Below are 23,335 nucleotides of genomic sequence, written 5' to 3'. Positions count from 1 at the left end.
TTTGAGTAAAGGATGGTGGAATATAATGCAAAAAGTGATGCTATACCTCTGCTTTACATTATTTATCGTCTTATTATTATTTGTAGGAGTAAAAATTCAATTTTATTTAGATACAGACACGCAAGTGAACTTTAACGTTTATCCAAGATTATTCTACTTTACACTCTTCCCTCTTATAGTTGGCATTTTATTACGATTCCTTCAATCTATTAATCGCGAAACAAGTAAACAAAACTGGAGCTTTCAACCGGATAAATTTATTGCTATTACAGTGCCTACACTATTCATTTCCTTTTCCCCAGCACTACTCTTTTCACCACTTGCAGAATACCTACCTTATTTAGTTAATATTATTCTAATAAATACAACTTTTGTTACGATAATTAGTTTAATAGCTGGTTATTCCCTTTTAGATTGTTTTATACAAAAAGATAATGCAAATATGAAAAAGTATAATTGAACACTCTTTTTTGTTTCAATAAAAAAGCTCAAAGCTAAGGCTATGAGCTTTTCTAATTATTGCACCTTTTCATTTACATATTCCATAAACTGCTCTGCTTTAATAAATCTTTCTTTGTACGCTTCAGGTACTTCTTCTATTGTTATCCCCCCACTCGATTTCGTTTTTACTAAAACGGTTTGATATGACATTAATGCTTCCATATATTGTTCATACTCTTCAGGAGTTAATACCTCTTTACTAGACTTATGGCCATTTAATTTATCAAAATACGGATGAAGCTCCATTACCACCTTTTTCAATTCCTCTTTTTTAGCCGGTAATAATTGATCATAATCAATATTACCGTTCGAATCTCCGTACGTAAGTTTTGCATTTGTTAATTTTTTTAGTTCTTTTGTAAACTCTTCATATTCCTTCGTACCCATTTCATCTTTCGCCTCTGATAATTTTGCACTAAAACGCATATACGCCTCTAATGTCATCGTTCCGGCATGTTTTTTTAAATTCTCGAAAGATCCGTATATACCATCCGCCATAATAGATTGATACGCAAAACCAGTCGTCGGGATTAAAAGAGCTGCTGCAAGCACTCCTGCAATAAGACGCTTCTTCCTTTTGTTCCCTCCGCGATTCATTTTAATCTGAACAATTACTTTTTCTTTTAACTCCGGCGGGGCAACAATTCCCTTCGATTCTTCTTGTATAGATTCTCTAACTCTACAATCTAAACTCATTTCACATTCCCTACCTCTCCTAAAAAGATTTCTTCTACTTGCTCTTTTTGACGTAGTTTCTTTAATGCCGCATGAATTCTAGATTTCACAGTACCAATTGGAATATGTAATATTTGTGCTACTTCTTCTTGTGAATAATCATGTAAGTATCTTAAGATAATAACTTGTTTCAATTTATACGGTAATTTATGAATGAGTTCAATTAGTTTTTGGTTTGATATTTTACTTACAACATCGTTAGAAAAATCAATTTGCACTGACTTTCTTTGCTCTTCTGCTTTTTTTATAATTCGTAGTCGTATCCACCTCTTTCTTCTATAAGAGTGAATTTGTTTAATCGCAAGTCCAATTAGCCAAGGACGAAATGGCTTCTCGCTATCATACTTACGAAGCGATTCATATAGTTGTATGTATATTTCTTGAACGACATCATCTACATCCGTTTTATCCTCTATTAAAAAATGTGCTGTTTTATATATTTCTTGAATCGTTTTATCATACAACTTGCTATATGCTTCTTTATTTCCTGATAAAGTTAATTGGATTAAATGTGCGTAATCTATTTCACCCTTCATATTCCAGCCCTCCTTTGTCTTACACTATATATTGGCAGGTAATTCATATTTCGTTCGATTTTTTTAAAGTTTTTTTATATAAATTAATATTATGATTCATTGAGTTCATAAGCTTCACTTATAACCACACATAACTATTATATATTTTTCCAATTTCTGATAAAGATTTAAAATAATTTATATAGTCAAATTTAGGAGGATATATGATGAAAGCTATCGTTGTAACGTCGTTCGGTGGTCCTGAAGTGATGAAATATACAGATTTGGATATACCGTCTATTTCAGAAGATCAAGTTTTAATTCGCGTTGTTGCTACTAGTGTAAATTTCGCTGATATTAAATCACGTTATGGTAAAAAAGGAAATAAAGCACTACCTTTTATTCCAGGTATAGATGCCACTGGTATTGTAGAACGTGTCGGTTCTCATGTGAAAAATATTCACCCTGGACAACGTGTCATTGCTTTTCCTCAAAATGGATCTTACGCAGAATACGTTGTTGCAAATGAAAATCTTACTTTCGTATTACCCCATGAAGTTGACTTTCAAACTGCAGCCGCTTGTCCAATCGTATCTTTTACAAGCTATAATTTACTCGCAAATGTTGCAAGGCTTCAACAAGGTGAATCTGTACTCATTCATGCGGCTGCTGGCGGAATTGGCACTACTGCTATTCAACTTGCTAAACTATTAGAGGCTGGAACAGTTATAGGCACTGTCGGAAGTGAAGCAAAAAAAGAAATTGCTTTAGATGCTGGAGCTGATTATGTTATTTGTCATCAAGATGAAGATTTTGTAGAGAAAGTCAATGAACTGACAAATGGTGAAGGGGTTGATGTAATTTTAGACTCTATTTCTGGAACGGTTTCTGAAAGAAGTTTAAACTGCCTTGCTTATTACGGTCGCCTCGTTCATTTCGGTAATGCTAGCGGTGAAATTGGTAACTTTCAAACGAAAGATTTACATGCAAGTTGCCGCTCTATACTCGGTTTTAGCTTTGGAACCACACGAAAAAAGCGTCCTGAACTGCTCCAAGAAACTGCAAATGAAGTTTTCCGTTATTTGCGTGACGGACGTTTACAAATTAAGGCTACGAAATCTTTTCCACTTCAAAATGCAGGGAAAGCACATGAATGGGTCGAAAGTAGAAAAAGTACAGGGAAAGTAATACTAGCTGTTTAGTCCTCTTCCTGAAATGAATACTGGAAACAGAGGTGGCATTCATGGGATCACGAATTATGCATGTTATTATCGCTAGTGGTATTGCTGAGAAACTATCAATTCACGATAAGACTTCTTTCTTACTTGGAGCTGTAGCCCCTGATGCTGTTCATTCAAAAAAAGAAAAAGGAACCTCACATTTTTATGCCGGTACAACGAAGAACTATACGAGAAGAATAGATTATGATTCATTTTTTCATAAATATGAATCACATATAGATTCCCCATTTATTTTAGGCTATTATACCCACCTCATTGCCGATGATAATTGGCTAAGTGGATTTTTTCTACCTTGGCTAAAAAATAGAATAGAGAATGACGAAACTATCGCACCCCTGTACTATAACGATTTTAAATTGTTAAATGCAAAGTTGCTTCATCATTACGATCAAGAACAACAGCTTTTCTCTCTTCTCAATCAAGAGGCTCACATTGTGGATATTGAAGAGGTTTCTAAAGAAAACGTTTTAGCTTTTCGAAAGTATCTTTTTGAAGATATGTTGTATCCAAAGCAACATTTGCATGAAGACTTACAAGTATTTACGTTTGATCAAATCGTTGGCTATATTGAGACAGCTATTGAAAAAGGAGTATTTTTTATTAAACAACTCTCTAATGAAAAATCCACTTCAAAAATTTAATCCCCCTCAAATATATTTGAGGGGGATTTTCACATAGCAATATTATTATTGGTTCTTCTCCATAACCGCAAAATAATTCCCTTCGCTATCAGCAAAGTTAAACACTTTACCAGAAGGCATAGTTACCATTTCTCCAACAGTAACATTTTTATTTGTTAAATCTGTATATAGTTGATCAAGATTTTCTGAGAAGAACATTAAAGACGGTGTACCAAGATTCAATTCTGGGCTCATTTTCGAAATAACTTCTTTATTATGTAATATAATGCTCGTTTCCGCACCGCTTTTCGGAGCGATTTCAATCCATCTCATTCCTTGCTTATTATCTTCCTCTGCAACTACATGAAACCCTACCTTCTCCGTCCAAAAATTTACTGCCTCATCTTGATTATTTACATATAACATAATTTGTCCTACTTTATGGATCATTACATTTCCCCCTAATGGTTTTTATATTCTATGTAGCTTTCTACAAATACTATCGTTATTCCTTTTGAGTTGGTATGTACTTCTTTGCAAAATTTATCGACTGACTCATCCCATCCAGTTCATCAAAATAATCATTTCTTTCAATCATGTTATATCCGTCGAATCCAATTTTATCTAATACTTTGAAGAATATATCGAAATCTACTTCACCATTCCCTGCTGCGACTTCTATATACTTAGTTGAACGATCACTTTTCACTTCTTTACAATCTTTAATATGAGTTTGTACTATATAATCTTTTAATAGTAATAAACCTTCTCCCGGATTTTCATTTACATCACTTATTAAATTTGCTGGGTCAAAGTTAACAGCTAGTCCTTTCGAGTTTGCAGTTTCTAAAAATCGTTTTAATACTATTGCTTTTTCAGATCCCGTCTCAATGGCGAAGAATCCTCCAAATCTGAACGCTAAGTCCCCTATTTCATTACAAACACGTAGCATTTTATCATAGTACTCACTATTTTCATCATCAGGGATTTTCCCAATATGGGCTGTTACTATGTTAGCTCCTAACCTTAACCCTTTATCAGTAATATATTTAAAACTCTCTATTACACATTCAGCTTCAGTTCCTATTATTCCATTTTCTCCGAAGCTAATTGCTAATGACGGGACTTGAATCTCATTAAAAGATAAGTTTTCTTTTAATGTATTCCATTGTATCTTTGAGATGTTAGCTAAGTTGAAAGTCGGATTCATAGCATATAATTGAATATATTCTAAATCCCATTCCCTTGCTTTTTGTATTCCTTCGTTTACTTCAATATATTTTGTATTCAAAAACATTCCTAATTTCCTATCCATATGTGTACCTTCTTTTTATTATTTCGCATCATTTTAATATTCGACTTTTTTATATTATTTCCTCGTATAAACCAAATAAATAAACTACCCTTTTTTCGATACTCCCAGTAGAAGCATATATATGATAGGCACATTAAAAACACTAATACAATTCCCATTATCACTTGTTTACAAACAAAAAAGACGTAACTACAAATAGTTACGCCTTCTCCATCATTTATCTAGGCTTTTTCTTCCCAGTAAATGCTGGTTTCTTTTTCTTTGGTGCTTTCGGTTTCGTTTCTACGAATGATCCTTTGAACATTTCTTGCTTCGTAAATACGATGCCTAGTTTTTTCGCAAATTGCAGTAATTTGCGCTCTTCTTGTGGAGTTACAAGAGATACGACAGTTCCTTCTTTACCCATACGTCCAGTACGTCCTGAGCGGTGAATGTATTGGTCTACTGTGTCTGGTAATTCTAAGTGAATTACATGTGTTAAATCGTCAATGTCGATACCGCGCGCTGCAATATCAGTAGCAAGTAGAATTTCTAATTTCCCTCCGCGGAAAGCACGCATTGTCGCTTCACGCTCTTGTTTACTTGCTTCTGCATGAAGAGCCGCCGCTTTCATTTTACGGAATTTCAATTTCTCAGTAATTTCATCTAAACGGAATGGATCGTTTAAGAAAGCAACTGCTTTTACATCGCCCATATGCATAATTCTTCTTACGTAATCATTTTTTTCGCGTCGCTCACAAATGATATACGTATGCTCAACTAAGCTTTTTGATTCTGCACGTGTTACACGTACTAATTGTGGTTCCACTGCTAAATCACGTGCCGCATCTTCTGCCGCTTTTGTCATTGTCGCCGAGAAGAATACTAATTGACGATCGCGCATCGTTGATTTAATTACATCTTGCACTGCGCCCATCATTTTTTGCTTTACAATTTGATCAAACTCATCAAATACAATTGTTTTTACTTCATGCATTTTTAGCTTTTTCATACGAATTAATTCTAAAATACGGCCTGGTGAACCGACAATTACTCTTGGGTGTTTCTTTAATTTTTCAACTTGGCGCTTAATATCTGCACCACCAATTAAAGATGCACCTGAAATTTCAGTTCCTGCTGTAAACTTTTGAACCTCTTCATGAATTTGCATTACAAGTTCACGTGTTGGCGCTAAAACAACAACTTGTGGCTGTTTTACTTCAGGATTAATTTTATGTAAAAGTGGTAATAAGTACGCTAATGTTTTTCCTGTTCCAGTTGGAGATTCAGCTATAACGTCTTGTCCTTCTAAAATAGTTGGAATCGCTTGTTTTTGAATTTCAGTTAACTCTTTAAAACCAGCCTTCTCCCAAGCTTGTTGTAAAAATGGTTGCATATCTTTTATCATTTGTTTTTCTCCTTTATCTCTATTTTTGAAGAAAATGCTGTATTGTTCGCACCGTTTCTATCATGTGTGAAATAACAGCTATTAAATCATCAACATGGTCTTCTGTAATCGCTTTTTGAAATAGAACCTCTACCTTATTATGATATGAAATCGCTTGCTTATTATATTCGTATGAAACTTTCTGCATAATCATTCTTTCTTTTCCCCATATAGAACGCATTAATGTTTCAATTCCTTCGCATTTTACTTCTGGTTGTTCTAACGGGAATAAAAATGCTAGCTTCATTTCACAACCTGGTGTAAACTGAGGCACTTCTAGTATTTCACCAGACAAGTTCTTTGCATCCACAGATAATGAAAATGTTGCTTCTACTAATGGTTCAAACGGTTCTGTTAATTGAAATGAGATATGATATATACGACTTAATGAAGCAAGATCCATCATATCTTTTCGATCTGTTACAAGAATATCTCCATGTAGATCAAAATCATACACAGCACCTTCTACGATTACTTTTAAATTGTCAAAAGCAGTTGGATCAAACATAATTTCCTCCAAAAAACAGGCGCCTTTCGATGGAAAGGCGCCACTTGATGTATATATAGTTTACAGATAAACGAGATGAATTACAACCTTTTAGAATAAACCTACTGCTTTTCCATCTTCATTTACATCCATTTGAAGTGCTGCTGGTTGTTTTGGAAGACCTGGCATTGTTAACATTGTACCTGTTAACGCAACGATAAAGCCTGCGCCGATAGATGGTTTTAACTCACGAATTGTAACGATAAAGTCAGATGGACGACCTAATTTTGTTGCATCGTCAGAAAGAGAGTATTGTGTTTTCGCCATACAAACTGGTAGGTTACTCCAACCTTCTCCTTCATATTGAGCTAATTGCTTACGTGCTTTCGGAGCAAATTCAATATCTTTTGCGCCATATACCTTTTGAGCAATTGTACGAATTTTTTCTTCTAAGGGTAATTCTAATTCATAAAGTGGTGCGTAGTTGTTTTCACCTTTTTCGATTTCTTTTAGTACTTTTTCAGCAAGGTCAACTCCGCCTTGGCCACCCTTCTCCCAAACTTCTGTTAAGGATACTGCATAGCCACGCTCATTACACCACTCTTGTAAGTATGTAACTTCTGCATCTGTATCTGTAATGAATTTATTAATTGCAATTACGAAAGGCACACCGAAGCTTTGAATTGTTTCAACATGCTTCTGTAAGTTTTCCATACCTTTTGCTAATGCATCTACATTTTCTTCTTTTAATTGATCTTTTGCAACGCCACCATGCATTTTAAGCGCACGAATCGTCGCAACAATAACAACTGCTTCTGGTTTAATGCCAGCTGCACGAGCTTTAATATCTAAAAACTTCTCAGCGCCTAAATCAGCACCGAATCCAGCTTCTGTAATAACATAATCACCTAATTTTGCTGCCATTGTTGTAGCGATAACACTGTTACAACCGTGAGCGATATTCGCAAATGGTCCGCCATGAATGATAGCTGGTGTATTTTCTAACGTTTGTACTAAGTTCGGCTTTAATGCGTCTTTTAATAATAGTGTTAACGCACCTTCTACACCTAAATCTTTAACCGTTACAGGTTGATTTGCAAAGTTATAGGCAACTACGATGCGAGATAAACGTGCTTTTAAGTCTTGAATATCTGTTGCAAGGCAGAACACGGCCATAATTTCAGATGCTACTGTAATGTCAAAACCGTCTTCACGTGGTACACCTTGTACAGGTCCACCAAGACCAATTACTACGTTACGAAGGGCACGATCATTTAAGTCAACGCAGCGTTTCCAAACGATTTTACGCGTATCAATTCCAAGTGTGTTTCCTTGTTGGATATGATTATCAATAAACGCTGCTAATGCGTTATTGGCAGTTGTGATCGCATGGATATCTCCAGTAAAGTGAAGGTTAATGTCTTCCATTGGTACGACTTGTGAAAAACCGCCACCTGCTGCTCCACCTTTTAATCCCATCGTCGGTCCAAGAGATGGTTCACGAAGTGCAATTACTGTTTTCTTACCAATTTTGTTAAAAGCTTGACCTAAACCAACTGTTACTGTTGATTTACCTTCTCCAGCTGGAGTTGGGTTAATTGCTGTTACTAAAACAACTTTACCGTCTTTCTCATCTTGTAAGCGCTTAAAAATATCAAGAGATAACTTACCTTTATAATGCCCGTATGGCTCTAATTCATCTTCTAAAATATTTAAATCAGCTGCAATTTCTTGAATCTTCTTCATACTCGCTTCTTGTGCGATTTCAATATCGGATTTCACTGTTGTAGTAGTTGTCATATACCCTAGTCCCCCTTTAATTGGTTCTGATGATATTGTATCAGTTTTTTGTATTTTCTGCACTTATTTACCTCCTAAAAATTCTTTCATTTCTTTATACGTTTTTTAACATAAATACCCATAAGAATGTTAACGATTGTTGTAACTCTGTAGGTAGTTGACCTAACATCTTCTCATTTACTCCGCGCTTATATACGCCGATGCCATCTACAACTTTAAAACCTTGTTCTTTCGCTAACTGTTCAAATTCCCAAGGCATCATCGTATTACAAACAACGTCTTTTCCGTACAAGCGAGGATAACTGTTCTCTCGTGGCTTTGCTGTCGGTCCTAAAATTGCAATACATGCATATCCATCTTTCTTTAACACACGCTTTATTTCATTTAACGCTCGTAATGGCTCTTCCGTCCATTCTAAAGAATTAATTGCCATAATTGATTCAAATTGCTCATTTTCAAATGGTAATGCAGAAAGATCTCCTTTTATAAAAGATAAATTCGGTCCTTCTCCGCGTTCCTTACCTTTTTGAATCATCACTTCCGATAAATCTACTCCTACTGCTTTATAGCCTGCGCGACTTAATTTATATGTACCGTAGCCATCACCACAACCAACATCGAGCACTTGTGCTTCTTTCTTCACGTATTGTTCAAAAAACGGAATAATTGTACTTCTGCTACCACTGTCCCACATCTCTTGACTATTTTGATTCCAAAACTCTGCGCTACTATCCCATTTCTTCTCCGCTGACTCGTGCCAATTAAATTTCGTCATACATTCCCCTACCTTCACGTATTATCATTCATTTCATTCTACATCATTTTCCAAAATTCCTGTTTTATCCCGCTTGCAGTAAGACACCTACCTCAAAATTCAATGGATGCGGATCAGTTAATGGGAGAGAACTGCTCATAAAAATCCAATTGTTGCTGGCTGATAATCAGTCCTAGTGGAAAAAATCCCACACTTTATCTTCAATAGGAGATGGATATGTTAACGATGGAATGCGTATTCTCCAATTTTTGCTTTACTTGGGTTTAACTCATACTCATGCTCTTCTCATTTTGAAAGATACTATAGATACACCCAATTGAAAGAGAGGGATGTACATGCGAAGAAAGAGAAATCATCATTTTAAAAGTGGTGAAAAAAACGAAGAGTATGCTGCTGAAATATCACCAGCTGGCATTCCAATTAGACATAAGCGTAAAGAAATTGCAAATGAGATAGAAGGTACAAATACCGGCACAATGGTAGGCTATGTCGCTTTATTTCTTTCGTTATTCTCCATTGCTTTTTATCCAGTTACGCTCGGCTCCCTAGCAATTTTAGTTGGCCTATTAGCTGTCAATTTCGGAGCAAGAACACTTGGATATACAGCAATTGGTTTTGGTAGTTTTTCTGTTTTATTTACTTTACTTTATCCGCTTGCTTTGTCAGCGTTTTAAAAAAACACACCAAGTTATACTTGGTGTGTTCATTCATGATACAACATAATATGACCGCATCCACAACAATGTTTCGCTGTAATTTCTTGAAACACTGGATAATTTTCTTCATCTCGATGCTCAATAAATACTTTTTCAAATCGATACATGTTTGGTGCATATGCCCAATCTTGTTTCGTACGTGCATATAACGTTGAGGAAAAAAACTCCTCACCACCGCAAACGATACATGTGTTCTTCATCGCTACCCCTCCTATGCTTGTCTTACTTCATCTATATGAACATAAGCATAAAAAAAAGACCTTCTATTACTAGAAAGTCTTCTCTGAAACAAAAAGAAATGTACCAAACATTCCTACTCCGCTATATTCTTTTGAAACACCAGCTTCTGTTTTAAATGTTTGCTTTACAGTCATAAAGAATACACCATTTCGTGCATCTGTACTTTCAAATTGTAGTTTTTCTTTTTTACCATCTACATTTTGCGTGCATTCAAAACTACTCTCATTACAATTCAACGCATACTTATCCTCTACATACACTTTAAAATCTGATTCTTTCGGACAAGTTATAAGTAATATTGCCACGAGAATAATACTTATAATACCCACAATTGTATAATATTTCTTCATTTGTACTCCTTTCAAATGACAAGAAAACTTGACTTCATACGCCAAGTTTTCTTAGTCAACAACCCATTGCCACTCTTGTTCTTTCTTATCAAAAATGAGCCAACCTGTTTCTGTTGCTTCCTCTTTCAATTCATCGATATTATCTAACACCTCATCCGTACTTTCATACGAACCAACTACATATACCGGAATTTCAAGACCTCTTCTTGACTCAATCTTCCCTGCTAGATCTATGTAAAGACCATCTTCCATTAGTGGAATCAGTCCCATGATCAATTCTTTTGAAATTGCTGGGAAAATTTTTGATTTTTGGAAGAAAGAAAAACGTTTCTTACCGAAAGCACCGAGTTTATACGGAATGACTTTACTTAACATTCCTACAAAATCAGCAATTCTACGATAATACACTTTGTTGTACCATCCGTCATCATGTGAAAAATAAACAAATCGATTTTTCAACAGCGGAAAGAATGTTCTTGCAAGTGGTTCTTTTTTGTGAGCCAAATATAATAATTCTGCAATTTCTTTCGGCTCTAATTCATCTAAATCGCTTGCATCATCAAAATCTACCCAACAAAATTCATCAAATTCATCAATCTCTGCTTGAATTAACTTATGTATATTTTCTTCCTCAACATATTCAAATAAAGTATGATAATGAAAATCCGTCCATTCAAAGTTGTGCTTCAAAAGCAACACTTGATGAAGCGGTGAAGGGATGTTACTCGCAAACTCTTTAAACGTAATTCCTGATGTAATAAAACAATGACCTCGACGATTACCATTAATATATATCATATTCTTTACTTGGTCAGATCCTCCAGACAAAGCACCTAGCCACCTTCGTTTTATATGTTTCAATTCTATAGCATATTTTAACATGAAAAATTTTAGAAACATAGAAAAAACTTCAAAAACTATTTACAATTTCATGTGTTTTATTACATAGTGATTACAAGAAAAAACGCCTGCTCATAAGCAGGCGTTTTTAAAGGATTTCATCAGGGTTTTGAGGATGATGATTTCCCTCTTTCTTTTCTTCTTTTTGGAACATCGATTGAATTTTATCAATTGTTTGTGGAGCTAATTCAATCATTTTTTCTGCTAAATGTGTCGCATTTTGTAAATGAAGAATATTTACTCCATCTTTATTCACCACAAGAAATGCTACTGGTGTAATAGAAACACCACCCGCGCTACCGCCACCAAATGCAGCGTTACCGTTTGCTCTTTGTCCATCATTCGTTTGGAAATCAGAACCTCCTGCTCCAAAACCGAACGCTACTTTAGAAACCGTTAACACCACACCACCGTCAGCCGTTTGAACAGGCTCTCCAACAATCGTATTTACATCAACCATTTCTTTTAAATTTTCCATTGCTGCTTTCATTAACCCTTGAATTGGATGATCCACCGTTCATAACCTCCTTTGTCATATCTTTCCTAGTTTTTCCGAAAGTTTGTGAACTAAACATAAAATTTTATATTGATTTCAAAAAACTTAAGTTGTAATATTTAGAAAAATAAAAAAGAGGTCGATTCGTTATGATGCGAAAATTAACAAAGAAAGATCATGAACAAGTATTCGCTTATCTAAAAGAAGAAGCAGCCCTTAACTTGTTTATTATTGGAGATATTGAAGCTTTCGGTTATGACACAGATTTTCAAGAACTATGGGGAGTATTTAAAGAGAATGGAACATTAAAATCAATTTTACTCCGATTCCACGATTCATTTATACCATATAGTAAAGAAGACTTTGTTACCACTGATTATGAGGCACTTCTTTCCGCATATAAGCCACTTAAACTCTCTGGTAAGTCAACACCATTGTAGAAAAGTTTGAAACTGCTCCAAGTCTACAATTAGGCGTCAAAAATGAAATGTATTTTTGTGAATGTCTAAATGACAACAACTTACCTGACACGCCTATTCATGAAACGATTAAACTTGCGTCACTCGATGATATAGAACGAATTATGAAATTACGAAGTGACATTGCTGAATTTCCGACTACCAATGAATCAGAGAAAATATTAAGGCAGGCTATCGAAACGAATACAGGACGCACATACTATATTGAAAAAGACGGCGTGATCATCGCATCCACCTCTACTTCCGCTGAAAATTCATTATCCGCTATGGTAGTTGGTGTATGTACACACCCGAATTATCGTGGAAATGGATTTGCTTCACTCATATTACAAAAAATGATTCAAGACTTTACGAAAGAAAGCCGAACACTTTGTTTATTTTATAACAATCCAGTTGCTGGACGAATTTATAAACGACTAGGATTTAAAGACATTGGAATGTGGACGATGTATCGATAATAAGAAGTAACTCTATAAGAGGAAATAGTCGTAACTTAGTAATACAAGCAAATTACAAAATAACTCACACCGTTATTATGAAGATGGAGAAACTACTTGTAAAGCCGTGCCCCTAACTAAAACATGTCATGTATTCAAGCTAAATTTAGACAGATAAACGCCCCAGTTGTTGCATCTACTCCAGCAATTGGGGCGTTTATCCTCAAATTCTTTCCACTATATTTATGAAACATTTATCACACTTATGTCGCTATTATCTTTACGTACAAATGCCCTTCTAAATATTACTGCGTCTTATTATACTTTGCTTTAAAATCAATATATTCCTGTTTCGCATCTTTGTTATTATCCTGTTTCCTATTAAAATAAGTTATAATTTGGAACATATTTTCTACTAATTTTCCATCCCCATTCTTTTTCTTATAATCTATATCAATACTTAATTGTAATATCTGTTTTGGATTTTTTGCAGAGTCAAAACTAAGTGAAATTGTTGATCCATCATATTCATCATAGTTAATTTTTAACTTATCATTAATAATACTTTGGAATTCGGATTCAGTTAGTCGATATCCTACTGAATTAGGCTGATCAAACTTTTTTATATCATCCCCGGGCTTCATCTTTAGTTTCCCTATCCCTTTTAAACGATCTACAATTAAGTTTACGTATGAAACATCTAGATTTGAATCCGAACTTTTCACCTGTCCATTTTCATACTTAACATGAGTACTATAAATAGTTTCTTTTTTATAATTCTCATTTGTCCTTTTTCCCTTGTCTTTTTCTATATCAGTCGCAACTGTTTGTATCGCCTCTCCATATAAACTTTTATCTTTTGTATTATATACACCTTCCGTAGTTTGACGAATTGTCTTACTGTGCTCTCCATCTTCTTTTTGCTCAAACGTACTATAAATACCTCTTTGTTCCACAAAAGCATACCCATCATCACTCGCAGACATAACCGTCTTCATATCACCTTCATCCAATGCCTTTACTAATCTCTCATACTCTATTTTTGTTTCCCCGAAACTGCACGCGCTTAGTAAAAACGTTACAGTCATTACAATAACTATTTTTTCAACTAACCTTTTACTCATACCATGACTACACCTTTCCCCTTATTTTATACATTACTTGCTATTCGAATATTGTTTTTCATACTTCTCATATCGGGTTTTAGAAGCTTTATCGTTATCTTCTTTACTATTTAAATAGATTGCTATTTTTTGATCATGCCTTATTAATCGGCCTTCTTTATTCTTTTTTTCATATCCCATTGTGATGCTTATTGTAGTGAATTCCAGTGGATTTTCTTTTGAATCTTTCGCCGAACTAAACTCCATTAATAATATTGCTTCATTAAATTTATCGTAGTCCACCTTTAACTTATTATTAATTATTTCTTGAAATTCCGATTCAGTTAAGTAATATGTTACCTTGGATGACTCACTAAATCTTTTTTTATCTTTTTTGGGTCTTAAACTATCTATTCCCTTTAATCTATTAAATATAAATTGGACATTTGAAACATCCAAATTTTGATCTGGACTTTTTGATTGATTATCTTCATATTTAATATTAGTTCTATATACAATCTCTTCTTTTTTTTGCTCACTATTTAATGAACTAGCAATTTCTTGCAAAGTTGTTCCATAGAACTTTTTTTCTTTAATATTGTATACTCCTCCTGTTGTTTGATATACAACGCTAATGCGATTATCATTTTCCGCCCCAAACGTGCTATCCCTAACCTCTTCTTTCACATAAGCATACCCATCATCACTCGCAGACATAGCCGTCTTCATATCACCTTCATCCAATGCCTTTACTAATCTCTCATACTCTATCTTCGTCTCCCCAAAACCACATCCACTTAATAAATTTGCTATTATTGACAGAACTATCATCATCTTGGCTTTCTTCTTTAACTTCATACTGACACCCCGTTGATTTCTCTAGGCATTTTTAAGTTCATTATGTTCCTTTTTGGAAAGTAATACATCTCACCTTTACTTACTGATATTTACTTACTCGTACAGATTATATTGAAGATACTTTAATTTTTAATAGCATTGATTTATATACAATCCTTAATTGCTTATATATTCTATTCGAATTTTCAGAAACCAAAACTTATTTTATTTCTTTCGCTTTCTTTTCCTCCCTCTCTTTATAACGTTTTAAGAATTCCTGACGTTCCCTTTCATGCTCCTCCCACGAAATATAAAATGATGGAAATTTGAATCTACAATAGGCTAATAATTGGAACTCTGCTGCACCTATGGCTACTGCGTACATTATTAAAGTTCCTCCCGCATACAATCCAAAAATCTTCAGTGTATAATCATTATGCACATAAATTAAAATGAGAAGAGTTAACACATAAATTAGAGCACACTTAATTGCAATCCTCTTTGTTTTACTAAAAAATGATGAGGATTCTTCTCCCGTATTAAATGCCCCTTTACTTGCCTGTCTAAAAGTATCAATAGTCGCTAAAATATGTAATATGACTGCACCTAAAAATAATAACCCAACATACATTAATGTAATTTGATCAATTGAATAATTTGACATTCCCGGGATTATCAACATTGTAAATGTAATAGTACCTAGCTGAAACGCATATAACAGTACCACAAGTGTTTGTAGTTTCTGAAATTTAAATGGCATCTTAGGAAACAGATAAATAATTAAAAAAATTACTTGAAGACTATAAAGCACTAACTCAAGGCTAACAATTATTTTATCAAAGAGAGTCGGGTAATAACTCCAACCAAACCTTATTAACCCTCCAATAAGAAAAAACATTATTAATGAAATAAAAAACATCGTTCCAAACATAAACCCTGTAGCCCAATCGGGGCTTAAGCGATTGTTGCAAGTACTTTTAAATTCATTTAAATCTTCTTCTTTTATATTCCACACCCTGACATTTCACCTTCTATACAGTTTAAATAATTTTCATTCACTAAAATTCTATTACATTCTTAATATTTTTAAGTACATAGATTTTTGTACAACTAAATTCAGATAATCTTTTAGGTATATCATTACCATATTAATTACCATAATCATCTAACCAGAATGCCTTTTGATGGTTCAAGTAGTGTTCTTTTTCCTCAAAAGTTCCAAATATTCTTCTTTCGATTAAGTATAACCGTTTTCATGTCACCTTCATCCAATGCCTTTATTAGACTCTCATACTCTATTTTGATTTACCAGAACTATACGCGCTCAGTAAAACATAACTGTTATCACAATAACTATTTTTTACTACCCCTTTACTCATATCTTCACAACATTTATCGTTCTCAAAATTCAATTAAAATATATTATTTTTGATTTATATACTCTTTTTCATAATTTACATATTCTTTTTTGGAACTTTGATTATTATCTTCCCTGGTATGATAATATGTTGAAATCTCTTGATTGCATTTTATAAGCTTATCTTCTTTTTTTCTTCATAATTTACCGATATTGTTATTTGTGTTATTCTCATTTGATTTTCTTTTGTATCATTAGGCGTATTAAACTCAATCATCAATATTGCAGAATCAAATTTATCATATTTTAAATTTAACTTATCATTCATTATGCTTTTAAACTGTAATTCAGTTAAATCATAGCTTATTATGCTCGGTTCACTAGATCTTTTTTTATCTTCACTCGGTTTCAATTTACTAAGTTCATTTAATCCTCTAAACATTAATTTTACATATGAAACATTCATAGCTTGATCCTGGGCTACTGAACGGGATTTTTCATTTTTTAAATTTGTACTATAGACCGTTTCTTTTTTGTAATTTTGATTACTACCAACGTTTTTATCATTTTTTATATCAGTAACAACCTTTTGAGTTGTTTTCCCATATAAGTCGTCTTCTTTCACATTATATACTCCATGGGTTGTTTGATATATTATCCTGCTATGTTCACCATCTTCTTTTTCTTCATAAGTACTGTCGCTAGTCTCTTCTTTCACATATGCATATCCATCATCACTCGCAGACATAACCGTCTTCATATCACCTTCATCCAATGCCTTTACTAATCTCTCATACTCTATCTTCGTCTCCCCAAAACCACATCCACTTAATAAATTTGCTATTATTGACAGAACTATCATCATCTTGGCTTTCTTCTTTAACTTCATACTGACACCCCGTTGATTTCTCTAGGCATTTTTAAGTTCATTATGTTCCTTTTTGGAAAGTAATACATCTCACCTTTACTTACTGATATTTACTTACTCGTACAGATTATATTGAAGATACTTTAATTTTTAATAGCATTGATTTATATACAATCCTTAATTGCTTATATATTCTATTCGAATTTTCAGAAACCAAAACTTATTTTATTTCTTTCGCTTTCTTTTCCTCCCTCTCTTTATAACGTTTTAAGAATTCCTGACGTTCCCTTTCATGCTCCTCCCACGAAATATAAAATGATGGAAATTTAAATCTACAATAGGCTAATAATTGGAACTCTGCTGCACCTATGGCTACTGTGTACATTACAAGGGTTCCTGCCATATACCCCACTAAAACCCCTGTTTCATAATTATTATGAAAATAAATTAAAATAAGAAGGGTTAGTACATATATCCTAATACCAATCATTGTATTGTTTTTTATTTTACTAAAAAATGAAGTTGCTCTTTCATCCATACTAAATGCTCCACTCTCTGCTTGTTTAAAGGTATCAATCGTTGTCACCAGATGAACAAAAACTGCTCCTAGGAATAATAAACCCACATACAATAATGTAATTTGATCAATTGAATAATTTGAAATTGCTGGAAGTATAAATAATGTGAATCCTATAGTTCCTAGCTGAAATGCAAATAATAATATCACAAATGCTTGCAACTTTTGATATTTGAAACGAGCTTTTGGAATTAGATATAGAATGAAAAAGATTACTTGCAAACCATATAACACTAATTCAATACTAACAATTATTTTGTCAAAGAGAGTTGGATAGTAACCCCAGCCAATCTTAATTAATGCTACCAAAATAAAAAGCATGAATAATGAACTATAAACTATTCCTCCAAACATAAACACCATAGAATCTTCTGGGCTTAAGCGATTTCTACATGTTATTTTAAATTCATCTAAATCTTTTTCTTTTATATTCCACATATAATTACACCATCTTTTCTAAAATCATGTAATAACTCTATTTTTGTAGACAAACTGAGAGTAAATAAATGTTTTTGGTATTTCATATTAAACTAACCTTTTTTACTTTTTTTAACAAACACAAAATACAGCGATAGCATTAGTATTAAGCCTATTCCACAAACCAATACACCTCCATATTCTTTCTGGTATAAAAAAATAAACATAATCCGACAATAATAGGTGCTATTACACTTTCAAATAAACCTTTTTCTTTTTTTACAGCTTTAGAATCTTTATTCAAGATATTACATTCCTCCCTTTACTAGTTAATTTATGAATAATGTATTCATTCTATCTTCAATATAAGTTTACGAGTATCATTTATAACTTTCTTTTCAGTTTTTGTTTCGCTTTTGTTCTTTCTCTCTTATTCTTTTTCTATTTGCTATAAATTCTTGGCGTTCCTTTTCATGTTGTTCCCACGTAATATTAAATGATGGAAATTTAAAGCGACAATACACCAATAGGACGAATTCTGCTGATACTACAGCGAATATATATAATATTATTGTTTGTGTCACATAAATTGCCATTTCATCAAATGTATAATTAAGGTTTAAAAAAATTAATACAAGTAGAACTATTACACCGATCGTTATTCCGATCAATAAATATAATTTCGTGTTAGTAAAAAATGAGACAGCCGGTCCTTCTAATTTATATCCTCCATGCTTTGCTTTTCTAAAAACATCGATCGTTGCTACAATGTGGGTACAGATTGCTCCTAATAGTATTAAACCGATATAAACCAATGTTTTATTGTCACATGGAAAATCATATATTCCTTCAACAACCATAACTATGAAAGGTAATGTCGCTAACTGAAAAGCATAAAATACAGTTACGATTGTTTGTAGTTTCTGTAATTTAAAAGCAATCTTTTTAGACATGAATAATATTAAAAAAACGAACTCCAAAACATACAACTTAACCTCAGTTTGTACAACTATCTTTTCAAAAGGAGTTAGAGAAATCTTATCACCGTTCAGCAAAACACCTAAAAACATGATGAGCATTGGTATAGAAGTATATGCAAAAACTCCCCCATAAAAGATTCTTATATAATCCGGACTTAATCGGTTTTTATTTGTAATTTGAAAAAAACCTAAATCTTCTTCCTTTATTTTAAGCATTCATCTTTCCCCATTTCGACGCAAAACTTATTTTATTTCTTTAGTTTTCTTTTTTTCCTTCTCTTCATAAAGCTTTAGTCTTTTCTGACGCTCTCTTTCATGTTCCTCCCACGAAATATAAAATGATGGAAATTTAAATCTGCAATAGGCTAATAATTGGAACTCTGCTGCACCTATGGCTACCGCGTACATTACAAGAGTTCCTGCTATATACCCTACTAATATCTCTGTTTCATAATCATTATGAAAATAAATTAAAATAAGAAGGATTAGTGCATATACCGTAACACCAATCATTACGTTGTTTTTTGTTTTACTAAAAAATGAAGCTGCTCTTTCATCCATACTAAATACTCCACTCTCTGCTTGTTTAAAGGTATCAATTGTGGTCACCAGATGAACAAAAACTGCTCCTAGAAACAATAAACCCACATACAATAATGTAATTTGATCAATCGAATAATTTGAAATTGCTGGAAGTATAAACAATGTGAATCCTATAGTTCCCAGCTGAAATGTACATAATAATATCACAAGCGCTTGCAACTTTTGACATTTAAAACGAACTTTTGGAAATAGATATAGAATTAAAAAGATTACTTGCAAGGTATATAAAACTAATTCAATACAAACAATTATTTTGTCAAAGAGATTTGGATAATAACCCCAGCCAAATTTAACTAATGCTCCAAAAATAAAAAGCATGAATAATGAACTATAAACAGTTGCGCCAAGTATAAACACCATGGAGCGTTCTGGACTTAAACGATTTCTACATGTTATTTTAAATTCATCTAAATCTTCTTCTTTTATGTTCCACATTCAGTTTTTCACCTTCTATACAGTTTAAATAATTTCCAGGCACTAAAATCCCATTACATTCCTAATTTTTTAAGTACATTCATCTTTGTGTAACTAAATTTAGATAATCTTTTATGTATATCATCACTACATTAATTACCGTACATAATCCAAATGCTTTTGATAGTACAAATAGCCTTCTTTCTCCTCAAAAGCTCTAAATATTCTTCTCTCTTTCACTTAACCATATCCCTCATACTCTATTTTTGTTTCTCTGAAATTGCACTCACTTAGTAAAAACGTTACTGTTATCACAATTGTATCTTCAGAAAGTTGATCACCTCCCATCGACAATATGCTAGGAGGTTATTACAGTTATTTAAAATTTGATTTTTATTTTAATGGATTCGATTTTTGCAAATAATAATGTTATTTAATTTGAGAGAAGCGAATACTAAAAACATACTGCTTAATAACTCGTAATTAAGTCTTTCCCCTCATATCTAGGGTCTTTCTCAACTTTACCATCTTTTGTTTTGATGACTTTTAGTCTACCTAACCACTCTGCTCCGTTATATGTCTCTTCACTTACCCATACATTATGCTTTTTACCATCTACCTCAACTACTAATGTGGGGTGTGTAAACATGAATTCCTTCTCTACATGCCTACCTACAATTTCTGCATTTAATGATGTACCTTCTTCAACTAATTTACTATTTTGATACCCTTCGATAATAGGTAATCCAATAAATACAAAAAATATCAGTCCAAATACGATTACTTTCTTCTTTGTACTCCATTTATTCTTTTCTTTCAATTCTTTCTGTCTCGCTTCTCTTTCTTCGCGTTCATCCAAACTCTCATTTAAAGCATCTTCCCATGCCTTAATTTCCGCTTCGATTTCTGCTTCAGCTCTTGCTAGTTTTTGTAATTGTTCATCGGTTGCTACCATCTCATATGAGTTATCTCCAACCAAACGAATTTCAGTACCATTTTCTTTTACTTTTCGCAAGTCTTTTTCTGTACAATTAAACTCTCGAATGATTTCCCCTTGTGTGTTTACCAATCTAACGTAAATGTTTTTTTTCTCCTTCTTCTTAAACATCTGCACTCCCCCTTATTTGTTTCCTATCATAGATAACCCTATTGCAATTAAGAGAAAGAAAACGATAATAAGGAAAGTCTTCCCTTTGCTTACTTGTGTTGTACAACCTTCCAAGACAGCCCATATAAGAATTGGAAAAAGAAGAATACCTAGGAGAATATCAACTAACTTGTTGCTACTCTTCTTTAGTGGTTTTTCTTCTACTATCGGTTTTATCTGAACAGCTTCTTTTCTTATTTGTTTCGGTTTCTTTTTCTTGCGTCTATGATTCACCCAACTTACTCCTTTTAGAATAACTTTTTCCTAACTATAAAAATACCGAAATATCCCCATTTTCATCGTACAGGATAAAAGGTATAAATTCTCATTAATACCATTTTTCAAAACATCTATTTTATTTTTTAACAAACTCATTCCGCCACATTTTAAACTTAGCTGCAAATTGACCTTCAATTCTTCAAAACAAATCAGATCCCTTAGAATGATTTATTATTTTGAAAAGACTTTTCATAATTCATATAATCTTGCTTAGCTTCCTGATCATTATCCTTTTTACTACTAAAATTCACAGATATTTGCTGAGTATGTGTGAATAATTTCCCCTCACTATTTTTCTTTTCATATACAATTGAAATTATTAATTGTATTATTTGCATTGGATGCTGTTTCGTATCTTTAAAATCGTTAAAATTAAATACAATTGATGCTGTTTCAAAACTATCATATTGCAAATTCAATTTATCGTTAATTATTTCTTGAAATTGTGATTCCGTTAACGTAAAACCAACTGTATTTGGTTCATTAAATTTCTTTTTATTTCCATCTACTTTCAGTTGTAAACTCCCAACACCTTGCAATCTATTAAAAATTAGTTTTACATGTGAAACATCCAAGCTCGAATCAGTACTGTAACCCTTTCTATCTTTATACATGAACCTAGTGCTATATTTTTCTTCTTCTTTATATTTATTATCCTTATGTCTATCTTTTATGTTCTTAATATCACTTGTTATTTTTTGAGTGGTCTCTCCATACAATAAATTTTCTTTCAAATTATATATACCTTCAGTAGTTTGATATAGTGTATTATGAATTCTGTCATCACCATTTTTTTCTGTCGTAAAATCAATAACCCGTTCCTTCACATACGCATACCCATCATCACTCGCAGACATAACCTTTCTCATGTCACCTTCATCCAAAGCTTTGACAAATGACTTATAATCTATTTGATTTCCCCAAAAATCACATCCACTTAATAAACTTGCTACTATTGACAGTACTATCATCATCTTAGCTTTCTTCTTGAACTTCATACTGACACCCTTATTCAATCAAAATAAGCTTTCCTCTTTCCATTTTGGAAGAGGAAAGCTTATTTCCTTTTAAATTTATTTTTTTCCCTTTATTTCTAACTCTTGTGCTTGTTGTTGCTTTTTATTTTTTTCAATTACTTTTTCAACAAACTCATTCCGCCACATTTTAAACTTAGCTGCGAATTGACCTTCAATTTTATTTCGATACCCTTCAAATTTAACCTCTGCAATATCCGTGTGGTTAAATAATTTATACGTTTCTTCGGTTAAACCCACTGGATGCAACACTCCACCATAATCATAGAATGTGTTTTCATCAAGTAATAAACCTCTCGTAGTGATTACATACTCCGCATCTTCCTCTTCTTTAAGACCCAATCTTACAACACTGCCTAAAGGTAATACTTTATCCATATAGTCTTTCATATTAATTCACTGTCCCTTTTAGTACGCTAATTTTCTCTTCTATTTTTTGTCTTTTTTTCTCTAATTGACGGATACGATCAATAAATGCCTCACGTGTTTTTCCTTGTAATGTGCTATCAATACTACTCTCTAACCTTCTAATATCCCCCGTTAAAGATGCAGCTGCTTTTTCCAATTGCACTACAACGTTTATAATTTGTTCTCGTCCACCACTAGCTGGAAATGTACTATGAACTCTTGACATTATTGTATGTAAATCCACCTTCATTCCCCTCTCTTTTAAATTTATAAACTTG

General features: G+C 33.1%; 27 protein-coding genes and 4 pseudogenes. 5 read left to right on the top strand and 26 right to left on the bottom strand.

The features are described 5' to 3' along the window. The first annotated feature begins 25 nt into the window (after positions 1 to 25). A complete protein-coding gene (locus N2V80_RS10310; protein WP_001174543.1) occupies positions 26 to 460 on the top strand; it encodes a hypothetical protein in 435 nt (144 codons plus the stop codon). Positions 461 to 516: 56 nt separating this feature from the next. On the opposite strand, the gene N2V80_RS10305 is transcribed toward N2V80_RS10310, so the two are convergent. Both N2V80_RS10305 and N2V80_RS10300 read right to left on the bottom strand, forming a co-directional pair. Then, positions 517 to 1,197: a DUF3600 domain-containing protein gene (locus tag N2V80_RS10305; RefSeq protein ID WP_061655336.1), complete on the bottom strand. Its 681-nt coding sequence runs from the start codon at positions 1,195 to 1,197 to the stop codon at positions 517 to 519. Next, positions 1,194 to 1,772, bottom strand: a complete 579-nt coding sequence (locus N2V80_RS10300) for a sigma-70 family RNA polymerase sigma factor (RefSeq protein WP_061655337.1) — start codon at positions 1,770 to 1,772, stop codon at positions 1,194 to 1,196. The genes N2V80_RS10305 and N2V80_RS10300 overlap by 4 nt, the downstream gene beginning before the upstream one ends. Before the next feature lie 206 nt (positions 1,773 to 1,978). On the opposite strand from N2V80_RS10300, the gene N2V80_RS10295 reads away from it, so the two are divergent. Further along, complete coding sequence (locus N2V80_RS10295) at positions 1,979 to 2,953, top strand: quinone oxidoreductase family protein (RefSeq protein WP_061655338.1); 975 nt, start codon at positions 1,979 to 1,981, stop codon at positions 2,951 to 2,953. A 41-nt stretch (positions 2,954 to 2,994) separates the two neighbouring features. Continuing rightward, positions 2,995 to 3,633, top strand: coding sequence for a zinc dependent phospholipase C family protein (locus tag N2V80_RS10290; protein ID WP_000535630.1), 639 nt, complete (start codon positions 2,995 to 2,997; stop codon positions 3,631 to 3,633). Positions 3,634 to 3,678: 45 nt separating this feature from the next. On the opposite strand, the gene N2V80_RS10285 is transcribed toward N2V80_RS10290, so the two are convergent. From N2V80_RS10285 to N2V80_RS10260, 6 genes are all read right to left on the bottom strand, one after another. Next, positions 3,679 to 4,062: a VOC family protein gene (locus N2V80_RS10285; RefSeq protein WP_000581467.1), complete on the bottom strand. Its 384-nt coding sequence runs from the start codon at positions 4,060 to 4,062 to the stop codon at positions 3,679 to 3,681. Between the two features lie 55 nt (positions 4,063 to 4,117). Next, entirely contained in the window at positions 4,118 to 4,927 is an 810-nt protein-coding gene (locus N2V80_RS10280; protein WP_000375221.1) for a sugar phosphate isomerase/epimerase family protein, read from the bottom strand. A 217-nt stretch (positions 4,928 to 5,144) separates the two neighbouring features. Further along, complete coding sequence (locus tag N2V80_RS10275; protein ID WP_000588613.1) at positions 5,145 to 6,314, bottom strand: DEAD/DEAH box helicase; 1,170 nt, start codon at positions 6,312 to 6,314, stop codon at positions 5,145 to 5,147. 19 nt (positions 6,315 to 6,333) lie between these two features. After that, positions 6,334 to 6,861: a hypothetical protein gene (locus tag N2V80_RS10270; RefSeq protein ID WP_000460206.1), complete on the bottom strand. Its 528-nt coding sequence runs from the start codon at positions 6,859 to 6,861 to the stop codon at positions 6,334 to 6,336. 90 nt (positions 6,862 to 6,951) lie between these two features. Then, positions 6,952 to 8,640 carry a formate--tetrahydrofolate ligase gene (locus N2V80_RS10265; protein WP_014482011.1) on the bottom strand — a complete coding sequence of 563 codons (1,689 nt, stop codon included), beginning with the start codon at positions 8,638 to 8,640 and terminating at the stop codon, positions 6,952 to 6,954. 94 nt (positions 8,641 to 8,734) lie between these two features. Continuing rightward, a complete protein-coding gene (locus tag N2V80_RS10260) occupies positions 8,735 to 9,415 on the bottom strand; it encodes a class I SAM-dependent methyltransferase (protein ID WP_000160044.1) in 681 nt (226 codons plus the stop codon). Between the two features lie 335 nt (positions 9,416 to 9,750). Between N2V80_RS10260 and N2V80_RS10255 the strand changes: the two genes are divergently transcribed. Then, entirely contained in the window at positions 9,751 to 10,089 is a 339-nt protein-coding gene (locus N2V80_RS10255) for a hypothetical protein (RefSeq protein WP_001253202.1), read from the top strand. Positions 10,090 to 10,118: 29 nt separating this feature from the next. Here the strand turns inward: N2V80_RS10255 and N2V80_RS10250 are convergent, their stop codons facing one another. The 4 genes from N2V80_RS10250 to ytfJ form a co-directional block, all read right to left on the bottom strand. Further along, on the bottom strand, positions 10,119 to 10,331 hold the full coding sequence (locus N2V80_RS10250; RefSeq protein WP_000798747.1) for a hypothetical protein: 213 nt from the start codon (positions 10,329 to 10,331) through the stop codon (positions 10,119 to 10,121). Between the two features lie 69 nt (positions 10,332 to 10,400). Next, the gene (locus N2V80_RS10245; protein WP_000761171.1) at positions 10,401 to 10,721 is read right to left on the bottom strand and encodes a hypothetical protein; all 321 of its coding nucleotides are present in this window, start codon (positions 10,719 to 10,721) and stop codon (positions 10,401 to 10,403) included. 51 nt (positions 10,722 to 10,772) lie between these two features. After that, on the bottom strand, positions 10,773 to 11,549 hold the full coding sequence (locus N2V80_RS10240) for an oxalate:formate antiporter (protein ID WP_000014087.1): 777 nt from the start codon (positions 11,547 to 11,549) through the stop codon (positions 10,773 to 10,775). A 160-nt stretch (positions 11,550 to 11,709) separates the two neighbouring features. Next, positions 11,710 to 12,135: a GerW family sporulation protein gene (gene ytfJ / locus N2V80_RS10235; protein ID WP_000349986.1), complete on the bottom strand. Its 426-nt coding sequence runs from the start codon at positions 12,133 to 12,135 to the stop codon at positions 11,710 to 11,712. Positions 12,136 to 12,266: 131 nt separating this feature from the next. Between ytfJ and N2V80_RS10230 the strand changes: the two are divergent. Beyond that, a pseudogene (locus N2V80_RS10230) lies at positions 12,267 to 13,054 on the top strand (GNAT family N-acetyltransferase). A gap of 284 nt (positions 13,055 to 13,338) precedes the next feature. Here the strand turns inward: N2V80_RS10230 and N2V80_RS10225 are convergent. The 14 genes and pseudogenes from N2V80_RS10225 to N2V80_RS10160 form a co-directional block, all read right to left on the bottom strand. Beyond that, positions 13,339 to 14,157 carry a DUF3952 domain-containing protein gene (locus N2V80_RS10225; RefSeq protein WP_061655339.1) on the bottom strand — a complete coding sequence of 273 codons (819 nt, stop codon included), beginning with the start codon at positions 14,155 to 14,157 and terminating at the stop codon, positions 13,339 to 13,341. A 33-nt stretch (positions 14,158 to 14,190) separates the two neighbouring features. Then, positions 14,191 to 14,994 carry a DUF3952 domain-containing protein gene (locus N2V80_RS10220; protein WP_000768456.1) on the bottom strand — a complete coding sequence of 268 codons (804 nt, stop codon included), beginning with the start codon at positions 14,992 to 14,994 and terminating at the stop codon, positions 14,191 to 14,193. 199 nt (positions 14,995 to 15,193) lie between these two features. Next, complete coding sequence (locus tag N2V80_RS10215) at positions 15,194 to 15,988, bottom strand: hypothetical protein (RefSeq protein ID WP_061655340.1); 795 nt, start codon at positions 15,986 to 15,988, stop codon at positions 15,194 to 15,196. 227 nt (positions 15,989 to 16,215) lie between these two features. Beyond that, positions 16,216 to 16,309: pseudogene (locus N2V80_RS30520) on the bottom strand (DUF3952 domain-containing protein); the annotation flags it as partial. Between the two features lie 86 nt (positions 16,310 to 16,395). Then, positions 16,396 to 17,219: pseudogene (locus N2V80_RS10205) on the bottom strand (DUF3952 domain-containing protein). 199 nt (positions 17,220 to 17,418) lie between these two features. After that, on the bottom strand, positions 17,419 to 18,213 hold the full coding sequence (locus N2V80_RS10200) for a hypothetical protein (protein ID WP_340979787.1): 795 nt from the start codon (positions 18,211 to 18,213) through the stop codon (positions 17,419 to 17,421). Between the two features lie 92 nt (positions 18,214 to 18,305). Then, positions 18,306 to 18,496, bottom strand: a pseudogene (locus N2V80_RS10195) (hypothetical protein). Between the two features lie 94 nt (positions 18,497 to 18,590). Then, positions 18,591 to 19,388 (bottom strand): hypothetical protein, encoded by a 798-nt coding sequence (locus tag N2V80_RS10190; RefSeq protein WP_000912760.1) that lies wholly within the window; start codon positions 19,386 to 19,388, stop codon positions 18,591 to 18,593. Positions 19,389 to 19,415: 27 nt separating this feature from the next. Continuing rightward, a complete protein-coding gene (locus N2V80_RS10185) occupies positions 19,416 to 20,210 on the bottom strand; it encodes a hypothetical protein (protein WP_000267095.1) in 795 nt (264 codons plus the stop codon). A 448-nt stretch (positions 20,211 to 20,658) separates the two neighbouring features. Beyond that, positions 20,659 to 21,297, bottom strand: a complete 639-nt coding sequence (locus N2V80_RS10180) for a hypothetical protein (protein ID WP_000473571.1) — start codon at positions 21,295 to 21,297, stop codon at positions 20,659 to 20,661. A gap of 12 nt (positions 21,298 to 21,309) precedes the next feature. Further along, positions 21,310 to 21,570 carry a hypothetical protein gene (locus N2V80_RS10175; RefSeq protein ID WP_001016548.1) on the bottom strand — a complete coding sequence of 87 codons (261 nt, stop codon included), beginning with the start codon at positions 21,568 to 21,570 and terminating at the stop codon, positions 21,310 to 21,312. A 203-nt stretch (positions 21,571 to 21,773) separates the two neighbouring features. Beyond that, positions 21,774 to 22,613, bottom strand: coding sequence for a DUF3952 domain-containing protein (locus N2V80_RS10170; RefSeq protein ID WP_000669439.1), 840 nt, complete (start codon positions 22,611 to 22,613; stop codon positions 21,774 to 21,776). A gap of 75 nt (positions 22,614 to 22,688) precedes the next feature. Then, a complete protein-coding gene (locus N2V80_RS10165; RefSeq protein ID WP_000656382.1) occupies positions 22,689 to 23,039 on the bottom strand; it encodes a DUF4176 domain-containing protein in 351 nt (116 codons plus the stop codon). A gap of 1 nt (position 23,040) precedes the next feature. Further along, positions 23,041 to 23,301, bottom strand: a complete 261-nt coding sequence (locus N2V80_RS10160; RefSeq protein WP_000363098.1) for a hypothetical protein — start codon at positions 23,299 to 23,301, stop codon at positions 23,041 to 23,043. Between the last annotated feature and the right edge of the window lie 34 nt (positions 23,302 to 23,335).

Origin of the sequence: Bacillus sp. FSL W8-0640, from assembly GCF_038007725.1 — a bacterium.
GTDB lineage: Bacteria > Bacillota > Bacilli > Bacillales > Bacillaceae_G > Bacillus_A > Bacillus_A cereus.
Note: the sequence above shows the minus strand (reverse complement) of the source record. Positions and strands in the feature narration are given on the sequence as shown.

What these genes read in the sequence shown, in the direction of transcription:
- N2V80_RS10310 (WP_001174543.1), top strand. Translation starts at nt 26, where the DNA reads ATGCAAAAAGTGATGCTATACCTCTGCTTTACATTATTTATCGTCTTA.
- N2V80_RS10305 (WP_061655336.1), bottom strand. Translation starts at nt 1,197, where the DNA reads ATGAGTTTAGATTGTAGAGTTAGAGAATCTATACAAGAAGAATCGAAG.
- N2V80_RS10300 (WP_061655337.1), bottom strand. Translation starts at nt 1,772, where the DNA reads ATGAAGGGTGAAATAGATTACGCACATTTAATCCAATTAACTTTATCA.
- N2V80_RS10295 (WP_061655338.1), top strand. Translation starts at nt 1,979, where the DNA reads ATGAAAGCTATCGTTGTAACGTCGTTCGGTGGTCCTGAAGTGATGAAA.
- N2V80_RS10290 (WP_000535630.1), top strand. Translation starts at nt 2,995, where the DNA reads ATGGGATCACGAATTATGCATGTTATTATCGCTAGTGGTATTGCTGAG.
- N2V80_RS10285 (WP_000581467.1), bottom strand. Translation starts at nt 4,062, where the DNA reads ATGATCCATAAAGTAGGACAAATTATGTTATATGTAAATAATCAAGAT.
- N2V80_RS10280 (WP_000375221.1), bottom strand. Translation starts at nt 4,927, where the DNA reads ATGGATAGGAAATTAGGAATGTTTTTGAATACAAAATATATTGAAGTA.
- N2V80_RS10275 (WP_000588613.1), bottom strand. Translation starts at nt 6,314, where the DNA reads ATGATAAAAGATATGCAACCATTTTTACAACAAGCTTGGGAGAAGGCT.
- N2V80_RS10270 (WP_000460206.1), bottom strand. Translation starts at nt 6,861, where the DNA reads ATGTTTGATCCAACTGCTTTTGACAATTTAAAAGTAATCGTAGAAGGT.
- N2V80_RS10265 (WP_014482011.1), bottom strand. Translation starts at nt 8,640, where the DNA reads ATGACAACTACTACAACAGTGAAATCCGATATTGAAATCGCACAAGAA.
- N2V80_RS10260 (WP_000160044.1), bottom strand. Translation starts at nt 9,415, where the DNA reads ATGACGAAATTTAATTGGCACGAGTCAGCGGAGAAGAAATGGGATAGT.
- N2V80_RS10255 (WP_001253202.1), top strand. Translation starts at nt 9,751, where the DNA reads ATGCGAAGAAAGAGAAATCATCATTTTAAAAGTGGTGAAAAAAACGAA.
- N2V80_RS10250 (WP_000798747.1), bottom strand. Translation starts at nt 10,331, where the DNA reads ATGAAGAACACATGTATCGTTTGCGGTGGTGAGGAGTTTTTTTCCTCA.
- N2V80_RS10245 (WP_000761171.1), bottom strand. Translation starts at nt 10,721, where the DNA reads ATGAAGAAATATTATACAATTGTGGGTATTATAAGTATTATTCTCGTG.
- N2V80_RS10225 (WP_061655339.1), bottom strand. Translation starts at nt 14,157, where the DNA reads ATGAGTAAAAGGTTAGTTGAAAAAATAGTTATTGTAATGACTGTAACG.
- N2V80_RS10220 (WP_000768456.1), bottom strand. Translation starts at nt 14,994, where the DNA reads ATGAAGTTAAAGAAGAAAGCCAAGATGATGATAGTTCTGTCAATAATA.
- N2V80_RS10200 (WP_340979787.1), bottom strand. Translation starts at nt 18,213, where the DNA reads ATGTGGAATATAAAAGAAAAAGATTTAGATGAATTTAAAATAACATGT.
- N2V80_RS10190 (WP_000912760.1), bottom strand. Translation starts at nt 19,388, where the DNA reads ATGCTTAAAATAAAGGAAGAAGATTTAGGTTTTTTTCAAATTACAAAT.
- N2V80_RS10185 (WP_000267095.1), bottom strand. Translation starts at nt 20,210, where the DNA reads ATGTGGAACATAAAAGAAGAAGATTTAGATGAATTTAAAATAACATGT.
- N2V80_RS10180 (WP_000473571.1), bottom strand. Translation starts at nt 21,297, where the DNA reads ATGTTTAAGAAGAAGGAGAAAAAAAACATTTACGTTAGATTGGTAAAC.
- N2V80_RS10170 (WP_000669439.1), bottom strand. Translation starts at nt 22,613, where the DNA reads ATGAAGTTCAAGAAGAAAGCTAAGATGATGATAGTACTGTCAATAGTA.
- N2V80_RS10165 (WP_000656382.1), bottom strand. Translation starts at nt 23,039, where the DNA reads ATGAAAGACTATATGGATAAAGTATTACCTTTAGGCAGTGTTGTAAGA.